The organism is Sorangiineae bacterium MSr11954 (assembly GCA_037157815.1).
GTDB classification, from domain to species: Bacteria; Myxococcota_A; Polyangia; order Polyangiales; family Polyangiaceae; genus Pendulispora; species Pendulispora albinea.
Window position 1 is genome coordinate 7599046 of the sequence record CP089984.1, and the last position, 12808, is coordinate 7611853.

Sequence of the window (12808 nt, forward strand, 5' to 3'; positions counted from 1 at the left end):
TGCACAGAAGATGTTTCGAACAAGTGATGAAAACGTACGCTGGCGGATGCCACTGTGGAAAAGTTCGTTACGAGGTCACCGCGGACATCGACAAGGTAATGCAGTGCAACTGTTCGATCTGCTCGAAGAGAGCTCATCTCTTGAGCTTCGTCGGCGCCGACCAGTTCCGGCTCCTCGCGGGCGAGGACGCACTGTCGGATTACCAGTTCGGAAAGAGGAACATCCATCACCTGTTCTGCGCGACGTGCGGCATCGAGTCGTTTGCGCGAGGCACCACGCCGACGGGTCAGCAGATGGTGGCCGTCAACGCCCGCTGTGTCGACGGTCTGGACATTTCCGGCCTCCCCGTCCAACACGTCGACGGGAAGAGCTTCTAAGCTTCGCGTGCTAAGTCATCGCTAAGGTGCAGGACGACGGGCTCACCGATATCAATCGATTTCCGACCACGCGCGCGTCGGCCATTCTCGGCGTCAAGAGCGCGGACGGGGGCGAGCGGGCGCGGAGCATCGAGGAGATCAGCCTCGCGTATTGGAAACCCGTCTACAAATACACGCGGCTGCGTTGGCGGCGCTCTCCGGAGGAGACGCAGGACATCACGCAGGACTTCTTCCTCAAGGCGCTCGAGAAGAATTTTTTCGCAGCCTACGATCCGAGCAAGGCGCGCTTTCGCGTCTTCGTTCGGGTGTGCCTCGATCGCTTCATCATCGATCGCGATCGCGTCGGGCGCGCCGTCAAACGCGGCGGGGTGTCCGGGTGGATGACCATCGATTTTTCGGGGGTCGAGGGGGAGATCCAGGAGAGCGCGGTGCTGGCGCCCGACGCCTTCGACGCGTTCTTCGACCGGGAGTGGATGCGCCACGTGCTCGGGATGGCCGTCGATCGGCTGTCGGCGGAGTGCTCGGCCAAGGGCAAGGAGCTCCACTTTCGCATCTTCGAGCGCTTTTACCTGCAGCGCCCCGCCGAAGAAGAACCAACGTATGCAAAGTTGGCAAAAGAGTTCGCCGTATCCGAGACCGACGTGACCAACCGACTCAGCTTCGCCCGCCGCGAATTCCGGCGCGTGGTGCTCGACACCTTGCGCGGGATCACGGCGAGCGAAGCAGAGTTTCGCAACGAGGCGCGGGCGCTGCTCGGCACCATCGAGTAGGGCGCGGCCCACGTCCAACTCGGGGCGCAGGCCCGTCCGGTGCTCGGCTCAGCGCCCCGCGGAATCCAGGTCCTTCGCGAGCTCCTCGTCAAAGCGGAGTTTCGCAACGAGGCGCGGGCGCTGCTCGGGACCATCGAGTGAGGGCGCGGCCCTCGTCCAACAAGGGGCGCGCGCCCGCCCGGTGCTCGGCTCAGCGCCCCGCGGGAGCCAGGTCCTTCGCGAGCTCCTCGTCAAAGCGGAGTTTCGCAACGAGGCGCGGGCGCTGCTCGGGACCATCGAGTGAGGGCGCGGCCCTCGTCCAACAAGGGGCGCGGGCCCGTCCGGTGCTCGGCTCAGCGCGCCGCGGGAGCCAGGTCCTTCGCGAGCTCCTCGTCAAAGCGGAGTTTCGCAACGAGGCGCGGGCGCTGCTCGGCACCATCGAGTGAGGGCGCGGCCCTCGTCCAACTCGGGGCGCGCGCCCGCCCGGTGCTCGGCTCAGCGCGCCGCGGGAGCCAGGTCCTTCGCGAGCTCCTCGTAGAGGTAGATGGCGCTCTTGATGGCCTTCTCCCAGTCCTGAAGGTGCAGGCTCTCGTTCTCGGAGTGCGCGTTGGTGTAGGGATCCTCCACCCCGATGAGCAGCGCCGGAACGCCGCCAAGCTCGTTGGCGAATGGCTCCACGAAGGGGATCGAGCCGCCGGCGCCGATGGCGAGCGGCTCCGCATCGTAGCCTCGTCGAAGCGCGCGGAAGGCGGCTTGAAAGGCCACGTGCGACGAGTCGGTGTACCACCAGCGCCCGTTGTGCTCCCCCGTGATCTCGATGTGCAGCCCCCACGGCGTGGCCTTCTTCAGCGCAAAGACCAGGCGGCTCTTCACGTCGTCGGGATCCAGGTCGGGCACCAGGCGAATGCCGACCCGCGCCCACGCCGATTCGCACAAAATGTTGCGCGCGTCCTTGCGGCTGCTCGCCTGAATGGCATTCACGACCAAGGACGGGTGGCGCCAGTTCGTCTCCCACCAATGCCGCCCGCCGAGGATCTCCACGCCCGGGAGCATGCCCGCCTGCTCGCGAAACTGCTGCTCCGTGCCCGGCAAGGACTCGATGCTCTTGCGCTCTGCCGCCGTGAGCGGCTTCACCTTGTCCAGGATGCCGGGGATGGCGATCGAGCCATCGGGGTTGGTCAGGCTGGTCAAAATCCGGCATAGGCCCATGACCGGATCGGGGACCGGGCCGCTCCACATGCCCGAGTGGAGCGACTGCTTGATCGCGCGCACCTCCACGTCCACCACCACGATGCCGCGCAAGGAGGTCGTGATCGACGGCACGCCGGTCTCGAAGTTGCCCGTGTCGGTGAGCACGATGGCGTCGGCCTTCAGCAAGGCCGCGTTCTTTCGCAGAAACTCGGTGAGGTGCCCGGAGCCAATCTCCTCCTCGCCCTCGATGATGACCTTCACATTGAGCGGCAGCGCGCCCGCGCCTTTGAGCCATGCGTCGACCGCCGAGGTGTGCACCACGATGCCGGCCTTGTCGTCGGCGGCGCCGCGCGCGTAGAGGCGGCCGTTTCGCTCGGTGGGCTCGAACGGGGGGCTCTCCCACGCCGCCGGATCCCCGGTGGGCTGCACGTCGTGGTGCGCGTAGAGGAGCACGGTGGGCTTGCCCGGCGCCTTGAGGAGATCGCCGTAGACGTAGGGGTGCGCGCCCTCGACCTCCAGCAGCTGCACGTTCTCGAAGCCGCGCTTTCGGAGGAGCCGCGCCGTGGCCTCCGCGCTCGCCCGCACGTGGCTCGGATCGAACCCGTCGAATGAAACGCTGGGGATTCGTACGAGCTCCTTCAGATCGTCCAGATACTCGCCCTTGTGGCCCTCGAACTGCTCGATTGCTCGGTCTGTCGCCATGGTACCGAGCCTTTAGCACGTCCGCTTGACGAAGAAGCAGCGCGTGTCATATCTATGACTCAGTCAATGAACAACTTGACCAAGTCTGACGACCCGGTAGGCGCGATCCGCGCATTCAATCGATTCTGGACGGCGAAGATTGGGGCTTTGGGAGGGAGCCATTTGCAATCGTCGTATTCGCTGACGGAGGCGCGCGTGCTCTTCGAGCTCTCGCAAAAGCCGGCCGTCGAGGTGGCCGAGCTGCGCCGGGGCCTCGAGCTCGACGCCGGGTATTTGAGCCGCATCCTCCATCGCTTCCGGACGGAGAAGCTGGTGGCGGTGGAGTCGTCAGAGGCCGATGCGCGCAAACAAATCGCGCGGCTCCTGGCCCGGGGCAAGGAGGTCTTCGGCGCGCTCGACGCCAAGGCCTCGGAGGCGGTGTCCAGCATCCTCACCAAGGTCACGGACGAGGACAGGCGCCGTTTGGTGGCGGCCATCGGCACCGTGCGAGCCATCCTCGAGGGCGCACCGCGGCCTGGCTCGTATCTTTTGAGGCCGCTGGGCCCAGGGGATCTGGGCTGGGTCGTGCGCCGCCACGGCATCCTCTACGCGGACGAGCACGGCTACGATCAAAACTTCGAGGCGCTGGTGGCCCGCATCATGGCCGACTACGCCGAGCATCGCGATCCCGAGCGCGAGAACGCATGGATCGCCGAGGCGGGCGGCGAGCCGGTGGGCTCCGTATTCTGCGTGAAGAAGAGCGCCACCGTCGCCCAGCTTCGGTGCCTCCTGGTCGAACCCTCCGTCCGCGGCATGGGCGTGGGCACCCGCCTGGTCGACGAGTGCCTCCGCTTCGCGCGCCGCGCCGGCTACAAGCGCGTCATCCTCTGGACGCACGAGGGCCTCGATCCGGCGCGCCGCATCTACGAGCGCGCGGGCTTCACCCTCGCCAATTCGGAGCCCGCAAACGCCTTCGGCCACGACGTGGTGGAGCAAACCTGGTCGCTCACCCTTTGAGTCATCCGCGCGCCTTCTTTCCGGAGCGCGGGGCCAGCGGGCACTGGTTCTTCGCCGCTTCGAGGATGGCGTCGCCGAGGAGGCGGGTGCGGAGCGAGACATGGCGAGACGCGGGGTAGACGATTTGGGCGAGATCGCCGCGGACCATGTATTTCGGGAGCACGCGGACCAGGGCGGCCGTGTGTTGGTAGTAAAAAGGGAGGATGCCCAGACCTGCACCGGCGGCGATGGCTGCCGCGACGGCGGACCGATCGTTGACGTGGATGGGACCCGTGACGCGGACGGTCTCCGTGCCCGAGGGCCCCGAGAGCTCCCAGCGTAGGTTTTTGCCGGTCGCGCGATAGAGAACGCAATCGTGGGCGGCGAGATCGGAGGGGGTCATGGGGGTGCCGCGGGCTTCGAGGTAGCCGCGGCTCGCGAGGATGCAGGCGTCGACGGTGCCGAGGGGACGCGCGATGAGGGACGAGTCGGAGAGCTTGCCCATGCAAACGGCCAGATCGAAACCATCGCGCACGGGATCGACCGTTCCGGTGCCGAGCGATAGCTCGATCCGCACGTCGGGATAGGCGCGTACGAATCGGGCAAGGGCGGGCGCCACCAAGGTGGTGCCGAGATCCGTGGGGGCCGCGATGCGCACGAGGCCATGAAGTCCGGATTGCTGATCGCGAATCCCGTCGCGCGCTTCCTCGAGCGCAGCGACGCCGGCCGCCGCCGCCTCGAAGAAGGAGCGCCCCGCGTCGGTGAGCCGAAAGCGGCGCCCGCCTCGCAGCACGAGCTGCACTCCGAGCTCGGCTTCGAGCTGGGTCAGGCTCCGGCTGACCGAGGATTTCGGGAGGCCTCGACGGCTCGCCGCCGCCGTGACCCCGCCCGCTTCGACGATCTGCACGAAGGTGGCCGCTTTGTTCAGATCCATGGTTCCAAATTTAGCAACGAACCGTTCGAAAGTACCGATCTTGTTCCATTTCGCGCCCGGACCGATAGTCGTGGAAAGGCAGCGCACACACCATGAAACCACGCGAACTCCCGCGCTCGGCGCGGATCCTCACGGGGCTCGTCGCCCTCGTCACGATGGTGGGGCCATACCTCGCCGACTGGAACGAAACGCACATTTACAATCCAACGTGGCCCCCGCACGCGAAGTTCCACAACGCGCAGACCATGCTGATGGGCGCGGCGTTGGGCGCGTGCACCTTGTATTTCCTACGTGGAGGAAGCGGGGCGCGCCCGCGCTTCACGGTGGCGGTCCTCCTGGCGGCGCTCTACTGGATCACACAGGCGCTCAGCATCCTATTTCCGGGTACTGCGTTCGTCGATCCGGATCGCGCGGGTACGGGGCTGGTCGCGGGGGTTCCGGTGCAGTTCGTGCTCGATGTCGTGCTCCTGGCGTTGCTCGGGGTGGCGATGGGGCTGCGTGCGGCCGCTGCGTCGCGTTGAGGTGAGGCGTCTCATGCGCCTGCGCATCGGTTGCGCCGAGCCGGCGTCCTGCGCCTCACGGCAGGCATAGCGCGATAAGAGAATACGTCCCGTTTCGAATTGCGGGAAGCGTTGAGGCACCTGGTGGCGATGTCAAACCGAATGCCGTGACCTCGCGACAGCGAAACACGGCACCGCGAGCGGGAAACGCGGCGCCATCCGAGCTATCTTGGGGCGCGACGGTGGAACGTGAAAATCCTGGTTCACGGATCGAAGCTTCGATGCACGCTCGGAAGCGCGGTGGCACCTCTCTCCGTGGTGCGTTCGAGCCTCGGCGTCGTCGGAGACGCCTCCATGGCGACGTCGCAAGACGCCTTGCCGCTCATCAACCTTCCCTCCTTCGGAACGTGCAGCGCGACCGCCTTGGCTTGCGTGCCCGCGCCGCCCCCTCCCCCGGCGCCGCCGTGGTCGAAGACGAGCGATGTCTTCGAAATCGATGGTTTCCCCGTCCTCACCGAGGCATCGAAATGCGCGTGCCAGTTGGGCGGGACGATTCAATCGGCGAGCGCCGAGCAGTCCGTCGTTGAAATCGCGTCGCCCGGGGGCGGTGGAACGGAGAAGGCCGGGCCATGGCACGACGAAGCATCTGCCAACGAGAAGAACGAGAAGGCTCGGGAGCTGGCCCGCGTGCGCGATTCGGAGACGGAGACGTTCTCGTACGAGCTGCGGCTTCATGACGATCACCACGATCCATGCGGCTCCACCCCGTACCGGCTCGAGCTCGAATCCGGACAAACCCTCCGCGGCACGACCGATGGGAGCGGGCTGATTCAGCAGCGACTTCCGAAGCGCCGTCAGACCATTCGAATCGTCTACGCGCCGGGCAGGCCAAGCGGAGCAAACGAGACCGAGCGCGTTCGCGAGATCACGGTAATCCCGGAGACGACGAGCGGCGACGACTACATCGCCCATCTTCGGAACTTCGGATTCGACGAAGCCGACGAACAGCGTACCCTACTCTCCTTCCAAGCCGCGCACCCGGAGCTCGTCCTCTCGGGGGCGCTCGACGAAAAGACCCGAGCCGCCATTCGCGCCATGCTCGACGGCCAAATGAAATTACCGAAGCGAGGATAGCCCCATGCCGGGACCCGCAGGCGTCACCGCAGTCGCACCGCGCAAATGTTACTATGCAGCCATCGACGGCACGAAGGCGAAGGACAGCGCCGTCTTTGGCGCGCTGCTCGAGAAGCACCGTGGCTGGCGGAACTTACTCAAGGATTTTCTGGCGGTCGCGAAGGGTGATCCGCGGCGACTCGACGATCCACGTCATCCGTTTCTGCCTATTTGTCTTTATGACGAAGGGGGCACGCAGGTCGCGGTCGTGAGCCCTGTAGGACGCGATGCACTCGGGACCGATCCCTTTTGGGCAACCTATCCAGGCCGCAATCCAAAGACAGGCGCTCCCGATCCCGTCGGACATCGGGCATGGTCGACGCGAGCCCCGACCGTGGGACGCCACACGGCTGCGGAAGAGAGCGCGCTCTACATGAGTCAGTTCATGTTGCGACCCCAAGTCGAAATTGTTCTGCCGGGGGCCGCAGGAGCACAAATGGTCGCACAATTGCCCGAAGGGAAGCCAACGCCAGGTTCGACCGTTTTCGCGGCCGATCTTCTGTATGTGAGCTCGCACGGTTGGCTCGGCGGTTTTGCGGGTGGAGACCACATGTCGGAGTGGGCAGCAGCGAGCCCGCCGGATGCGCAAGGCACCTTCCCTGCGAGCATCTATTTTTCAGTTGGCAAGTACGCGGACGCGGGCGAAGGTTTCTCGGGACCCAAATGGATCATCTTGGCCCAATGTTCGACCGTCAATAGCGCAACGTGGCCATTGTGGGCCCGTGTTCTGGCCCGGAGCAATCCTCATGTCCGCGGAATTTTGGCCTACGAAGAGACAGCTCCGCCACCGGAGGCTGCCGCAGGGATCGCTCGAACCTTTTTTGACAATCTCGATAGAAAGCAATCTTTCCTCGATGCGTGGAAAGGAGCAAACCGCGGACGCCATTGGGCAGCGATCGTACACCAGGACGCGCGTGAGGATCGTCTCGATGGTTGGGGAGCGTTTGCACCTCTCGCCGATGTGGCGACCACCGCTACCGTATCGAATTATCGTGGGTACATCGCAAATTCGCCCAACGGCGAACGCATCTTCGACGCCCCTCCGCCGTTCGAGCTGGTGATGGAAGTGTGGACAGACAAAACATCGGGCTTCCTGCGCGTCACGAGTGCAAATTTGGGCGGGCTCACGGAATACTGTTCGAACGGGGCTTGCCGGCTCACGATTCGAGCGCCTCGGGGCGAACGGATTCAAAAGACCACGGTGCGTTGGATACACATTCGACCGTCGCACGCTTACCAGCCATCGGTGGACGAGCTGTTCGTCTCCGTAACGTCTCCGGTTCCAGACGCGACGATACGGATTGGGAAGGGCTCCAAGGAGGTGGAGGCCCTCGCCGTTGCCGCCAATCAGTCCGAGATGACGCTCGATTTCCTTGCGCCGGCACGGGTTTCGAATAAACAGTTGCATGCACACCACTCGTATTTGTGGCCGCACGTCGAATTGGAGACCAATGCCCGCACGTCGACATACGATTTCAAGACCGTAGGCCTCTTGTTCTTCGAGCGATGAACGCGATGAAGGCGAGGAGCGTGTCGATCGTGATGACGGCATTGGCCGCGGTAGGATGTCGCGACGCCTCTCATCGGCACTCGCCGGCACCATCGCCGTCTGCATCCTCCTCGACAGCGTCTTCCACCGGCGCCGATGCACCGGACGCCTCGGCGCAGACGAAAAAGGAACATGGGCCATCCCTTTCGAACGAGGAAGAGGTCGCGCTCCTTCTGGAAATGAGGAAGGACCCATGGCTCATCGTCGATGCATCCCAAGCCTTCCTGGGAAGGGCGGTGTTCGATGTCGAGCGAGACGGCCAGGTATTCTATCGGGACGAGACCACGGGACTGAATCCTCGCATCGCGTGGCGAGGCCACGTCGACGCCGACGCCGTTCAAAAAGTCGAGGATGCCCTCCGCAAAAATAAGTTCTGCTCGCTCAAAGCACTCGAAAAGACGCGCAGGGTCAAGGTCGACGGTTTTTCGATCACGATGCGCGGCTTCGACTGTGGGGGACCGAATATGGCTGCGCCGCAATCCGTCGCTCTCCAGTACGCTGCATGGAGAGAGGATCCCCGAGCCAAAGCCATCTACCGTGCCGTGCGGGAACTGATGGATGCGACGTGCGGCCCATATTGTCCGCCTCCCCCCCAATTGCGCGAGTGATGCGCGGGCATCTCATGCTTCAATCGATCGGGCCATGTCGTGCGACCCGTTCGTGCCAACGTCGAATGACTCCCTCTGCAACACTCGCCGCCCTGCCCTCGACAGGCGCTTCCGTCATCGGCGAACTGGCGGATGAATCGGGCGACTGTTAGGCCGCGACTGTACGGCCCCAGGCTCGGGGGCGACGGATGCCGTTCCTCCCGCAGGAGCACGTGAGCGAGGACCGCTTCCCCACGGCTGGCTCGGTGTGAATGAGTATGCGACGGAGCGCGTCTCCTAGGAAGGGACCTTTCTCGGATGAGAAAAGCGCCGCGCGGAGCGCTATCCACGTGTCGCGTCCGTGTTCGAGCGAGGAGCCGCCGTTGCTGCGCCCAGGATTCGATCGCGGGATGCCCGCTTCGCAAAGGCAAACTCCTCGCGGTCGCCCATGAGCGCCGCGACATTTGCCGCGGCTTGGTGGGCGACGAGATCGAAGGAGAGCGCCGATGCGTCGACGTCCCGACCGAGCTCGCCCGCTTCTTTGGCTTCCTCGATCAGCTCTCGAAAACGCGCGCGCGTTCCGTTGCGATAGCCGCGAACGCGGTCGTGGATGCGCCCCGGACGGGCGCGGTATTCGCTGCTGGTCGCGTTGAGGAAGCAGCCGCCCGGCAAGGTTCTTTTTTCGACGAACGCGTACCAGCCATCGACGAGCGCCACGAGCCGCGCCAAGGGGCTGGCCTGGCGTAGCGCAGGCTCGATCACGGCTGCCTTGTAGAGCGCGACGGCGTGCTCCAAGGTCGCCATCTGCAAGGCTTCCTTGTCGCCGAATAGAACTTGGATATTGCCTTTGCCGACGCCCGCTTCGGTGGCCACACGGCCGATGGTCAAGCCCTCCAGCCCCTCCGTCGAGGCGATGCGGGTGGAGCAATCGAGGATCTTCGCGCGCGCTCTGTCGCCGCGTTGGCGCCTGCCATCGGGGACGCCTTTGTCGCTTGGCTGCGATGGACCCATTGACGCTTTCTCCTCCTGGTTCATATACGTTCGTACGTATATATTAATTCACGAGGAGAGTCCATGCAATCAAGCACCGCAGCCCAGGATCCAACCAAAGCCGAGCCCGCTGAACGGGCCGCCGGCGAGCTTCGAAAGGAACGAGAGCCGCGCGCCAGGCGCTGGCAGGCCTTGGCCGTTTTGCTGACGGGGAACTTCGTTACCGTCCTCGACCTGTTCATCGTCAATGTCGCGCTCGACAGCATTCGAAAGGAGCTCCACGCGAGCTTGGCGGACGTTCAGCTCGTCCTCGTCGGTTACAGCGCCGCGTACGGCGTGCTCTTGATGAACGGCGCGCGGCTGGGCGATCTCTTTGGGCGGCGGCGCATGTTTCTGGTCGGAATGGGGCTGTTCACGGTCGCCTCCGCGCTGTGCGGTCTCGCGCAGGCTCCGGGTGTGCTCATCGGCGCACGTGCGCTGCAGGGCATCGGGGCGGCGCTTCTCATGCCGCAGGTCTACGCGTCGCTCCGCGTGTCGTTCGAGGGCGAGGAGCGCCGGCGCGCGTTCAGCATCATGGGCGCCGTTCAAGGTGTTGCGGCGTCCATTTCCCAGCTCGCGGGGGGGTTGCTCATCGAGCATGGCCTGGGGGGCTTCGGCTGGCGGCTCGTTTTTCTCATCAATGTTCCGATTGGCATCGCCGCCGTCGTCGCCGGTCGCGCTCGGATCGTCGAGACCCGAGCTCCCGTGCCGGCAAAGCTCGATGTGGGCGGCGCCGTCTTGGCTGCGCTCGGCCTCGTACTTCTGCTCGTGCCCTTCATGGAGGGCCGCGAATACGGGTGGCCGTGGTGGTCGATCGCGGCCCCGGCGCTGTCGGTCCCGCTCTTTGTTTACTTCGTTCGCCACGAGAAGGCGCTCTCCACGCGCGGCGGCGTGCCCATCATCGAAATGGCGCTATTCCGAAATACGAAGTTCGTAACGGGGGTGGCGGCGGTGTTTCTCTTTTATTCATCCATCAGCTCGTTCTTTCTGTCGTTGACGATGCTGCTCCAGACGGGCCTCGGCATGTCCCCCTTGGCCGCGGGCGCGGTGTTCACACCCTCGGCGATTGCTTTTTTCGCGGCCTCCCTCGCGGGGCCGCGCCTTTCGCGCGTGCTCGGCGGCAGGGCGCTGCTCTTGGGCGTGCTCGTGTTCACGACGGGGCTTGGATTGTCGGTCATCGCCGGTGCGGTCGCGCCGGAGGATCGGGCGCTGGTCATTTCGTCCCTGGTGCTCAATGGTGCGGGGCAGGGATTGGTCATTCCGCTCGCCCTCGAGGCGGTATTGAGCCGCGTGGGTGACGAGCACGCCGGCATGGGGGCGGGCGCGCTCACGACGATGCAAGTGGTGGGATCGTCGGTGGGGGTGGCCCTCGTCGGTGTCCTCTTCTTCTCGATGATTGGCGAGGCCGGGGCAGCGCCCGCGGGTCTGCGCGCCGTCATCTATGGCCACGCCTTCGCGAAGGCGACGCTTTACAATATTGCGGCGTCGCTCATGAGCCTGGTGATGTTCGCGCTCCTTCTTCGAAAGGCGCGTCGCCCCGATCACGCGAGGTGACCGCGCGCCGCGCCGCCGCCAGAGGACGGCGGGGCGCCCGTCACGTGAGCGCGCGCACCACGGTGTTCGTGAGCTCGCCCGCGAGGGCGCCGGTGGGGTCGAGATCGGGATCGAGGACGGCGATGTCGATCCCGATGCAGCGGGTGGAGGCCGCGAGGGTGGAGAGGAGCGCGGCCAGGTGGTTATGGCCCAAGCCGCACGGGTCGGGGCTGTCGACGGCGGGCATGACCTCGGGGTCGAGGATGTCGGCGTCGACATGGATCCAAAAGCCGTCGCGCGCGCGGTCTTCGAGGTGGGCCAGTGCGTCCTTCGCGGTTTGCGGCGCGCCGTTCGAGCGCACCTTTCCGGCTTCCCAGACGTGCACCCCCAGCTCGCGAAGCTCGGCGAGGCACTCGTCGGCGTCGCGGATGCCGAGGACAGCCACGTCCTCGTCGCGCACATAGGGCATCCGCCCTTCTAGATCCGTGAGATCGCGCTGACCGCGGCCCGTCACCAGCGCGAGATCTTCGCCGGCGGCGGCGCCGATCTGCGTGATCGGGACATTGCCGGGGTGGCGAAAGTCCGAGTGGCCGTCGAGAAATCCCAGGCCGTAGCGGCCGCGCCGGCGGAGCGCGAGGGCGGCGCCGAGCAGGATGCTGCAGTCGCCTCCGAGCACCACGGGGCAGCGGCCGCGGTCGATCAACAGGCCGATGCGCTCGGCCAGCTTTTGCGTGTAGTGCGCCAGGGCGGCCGCGTTGAAGACACCATCGCCGGGCTTCCACTGCCGCAAATCATACCGCGGCGCGGTCACGCAGCCGGCGTCCTCCGCCCCCAGGCGGGCGACGATTCCATGATCGCGGAGGGCGCCGGGCAGCTTGGAACAACCGGGGACGATGCCGGGCGCCGGCTGGCGCAGGCCGAGGTTCGAAGGGGCGTCGAGCACGGCGTAGTGGTGGTGGAGCATCGTCACCAGTATAGCATGATAGACAGGTTACTCAACCGAGCGCGGGCGGGGAGCGGCTGGTCGTGCGATCCACCCGGAACGCGATCAGGCAGCGGTGCGGCTGCGGCCGAGCTACGAACGTGCTCAGCGCAGCGTGCGGCTGCGGCCGAACGAATCGACACAGCGCGCGGCTGCACCCGCATTACGAACTGTGCGCAGCGCGCCCGGCCGCCGCCAGAGTGCGAAGGTGCGCCGCCGCACCGATCTACGACCATGCACGCGGCTGCACCCGCATTACGAACGGTGCGCAGCGCGCCCGGCCGCCGCTGGATTGCGAAGGTGCGCCGCCGCGCCGAGCTACGACGATGCGCGCGGCTGCACCCGCATTACGAATGGTGCGCAGCGCGCCCGGCCGCCGCCAGATTGCGAAGGTGCGCCGCCGCGCCGAGCTACGACCATGCACGCGGCTGCACCCGCATTGCGAACGGTGCGCAGCGCGCCCGGCCGCCGCCAGATTGCGAAGGTGCGCCGCCGCGCCAAGCTACGACCATGCACGCGGCTGCACC

Annotated in this window: 12 protein-coding genes; 8 read left to right on the forward strand and 4 right to left on the reverse strand. The window is 65.7% G+C overall.

Features of this window, described 5'->3' with window-relative positions:
* The first annotated feature begins 26 nt into the window (after positions 1-26).
* Entirely contained in the window at positions 27-377 is a 351-nt protein-coding gene (locus LZC94_29415) for a GFA family protein (GenBank protein ID WXB11963.1), read from the forward strand.
* A gap of 26 nt (positions 378-403) precedes the next feature.
* A complete protein-coding gene (locus tag LZC94_29420; protein WXB11964.1) occupies positions 404-1147 on the forward strand; it encodes a hypothetical protein in 744 nt (247 codons plus the stop codon).
* A gap of 474 nt (positions 1148-1621) precedes the next feature.
* On the opposite strand, the gene LZC94_29425 is transcribed toward LZC94_29420, so the two are convergent.
* Entirely contained in the window at positions 1622-3019 is a 1398-nt protein-coding gene (locus LZC94_29425; GenBank protein ID WXB11965.1) for a M20/M25/M40 family metallo-hydrolase, read from the reverse strand.
* 66 nt (positions 3020-3085) lie between these two features.
* Between LZC94_29425 and LZC94_29430 the strand changes: the two genes are divergently transcribed.
* On the forward strand, positions 3086-4015 hold the full coding sequence (locus LZC94_29430) for a helix-turn-helix domain-containing GNAT family N-acetyltransferase (protein ID WXB11966.1): 930 nt from the start codon (positions 3086-3088) through the stop codon (positions 4013-4015).
* 1 nt (position 4016) lies between these two features.
* Here the strand turns inward: LZC94_29430 and LZC94_29435 are convergent, their stop codons facing one another.
* A complete protein-coding gene (locus LZC94_29435) occupies positions 4017-4928 on the reverse strand; it encodes a LysR family transcriptional regulator (GenBank protein ID WXB11967.1) in 912 nt (303 codons plus the stop codon).
* 92 nt (positions 4929-5020) lie between these two features.
* Between LZC94_29435 and LZC94_29440 the strand changes: the two genes are divergently transcribed.
* From LZC94_29440 to LZC94_29455, 4 genes are all read left to right on the forward strand, one after another.
* Positions 5021-5449: a hypothetical protein gene (locus tag LZC94_29440; GenBank protein WXB11968.1), complete on the forward strand. Its 429-nt coding sequence runs from the start codon at positions 5021-5023 to the stop codon at positions 5447-5449.
* A gap of 297 nt (positions 5450-5746) precedes the next feature.
* Positions 5747-6562, forward strand: a complete 816-nt coding sequence (locus LZC94_29445; protein ID WXB20264.1) for a DUF4280 domain-containing protein — start codon at positions 5747-5749, stop codon at positions 6560-6562.
* Positions 6563-6566: 4 nt separating this feature from the next.
* Positions 6567-8111 carry a hypothetical protein gene (locus tag LZC94_29450; GenBank protein ID WXB11969.1) on the forward strand — a complete coding sequence of 515 codons (1545 nt, stop codon included), beginning with the start codon at positions 6567-6569 and terminating at the stop codon, positions 8109-8111.
* A 275-nt stretch (positions 8112-8386) separates the two neighbouring features.
* A complete protein-coding gene (locus tag LZC94_29455; protein WXB11970.1) occupies positions 8387-8758 on the forward strand; it encodes a hypothetical protein in 372 nt (123 codons plus the stop codon).
* A 321-nt stretch (positions 8759-9079) separates the two neighbouring features.
* Here the strand turns inward: LZC94_29455 and LZC94_29460 are convergent, their stop codons facing one another.
* Positions 9080-9748: a TetR/AcrR family transcriptional regulator gene (locus LZC94_29460; protein WXB11971.1), complete on the reverse strand. Its 669-nt coding sequence runs from the start codon at positions 9746-9748 to the stop codon at positions 9080-9082.
* A 63-nt stretch (positions 9749-9811) separates the two neighbouring features.
* Here LZC94_29460 and LZC94_29465 point away from each other — a divergent pair, with 63 nt between their 5' ends.
* On the forward strand, positions 9812-11320 hold the full coding sequence (locus tag LZC94_29465) for an MFS transporter (protein WXB11972.1): 1509 nt from the start codon (positions 9812-9814) through the stop codon (positions 11318-11320).
* 40 nt (positions 11321-11360) lie between these two features.
* Here the strand turns inward: LZC94_29465 and LZC94_29470 are convergent, their stop codons facing one another.
* Positions 11361-12263, reverse strand: a complete 903-nt coding sequence (locus LZC94_29470; protein ID WXB11973.1) for an arginase family protein — start codon at positions 12261-12263, stop codon at positions 11361-11363.
* Between the last annotated feature and the right edge of the window lie 545 nt (positions 12264-12808).

Bases quoted from the DNA above. Each gene is read 5' to 3' on its own strand.
- LZC94_29415 (WXB11963.1), top strand. From the start codon at position 27: ATGAAAACGTACGCTGGCGGATGCCACTGTGGAAAAGTTCGTTACGAG.
- LZC94_29425 (WXB11965.1), bottom strand. From the start codon at position 3,019: ATGGCGACAGACCGAGCAATCGAGCAGTTCGAGGGCCACAAGGGCGAG.
- LZC94_29430 (WXB11966.1), top strand. From the start codon at position 3,086: ATGAACAACTTGACCAAGTCTGACGACCCGGTAGGCGCGATCCGCGCA.
- LZC94_29435 (WXB11967.1), bottom strand. From the start codon at position 4,928: ATGGATCTGAACAAAGCGGCCACCTTCGTGCAGATCGTCGAAGCGGGC.
- LZC94_29440 (WXB11968.1), top strand. From the start codon at position 5,021: ATGAAACCACGCGAACTCCCGCGCTCGGCGCGGATCCTCACGGGGCTC.
- LZC94_29450 (WXB11969.1), top strand. From the start codon at position 6,567: ATGCCGGGACCCGCAGGCGTCACCGCAGTCGCACCGCGCAAATGTTAC.
- LZC94_29460 (WXB11971.1), bottom strand. From the start codon at position 9,748: ATGGGTCCATCGCAGCCAAGCGACAAAGGCGTCCCCGATGGCAGGCGC.
- LZC94_29465 (WXB11972.1), top strand. From the start codon at position 9,812: ATGCAATCAAGCACCGCAGCCCAGGATCCAACCAAAGCCGAGCCCGCT.
- LZC94_29470 (WXB11973.1), bottom strand. From the start codon at position 12,263: ATGCTCCACCACCACTACGCCGTGCTCGACGCCCCTTCGAACCTCGGC.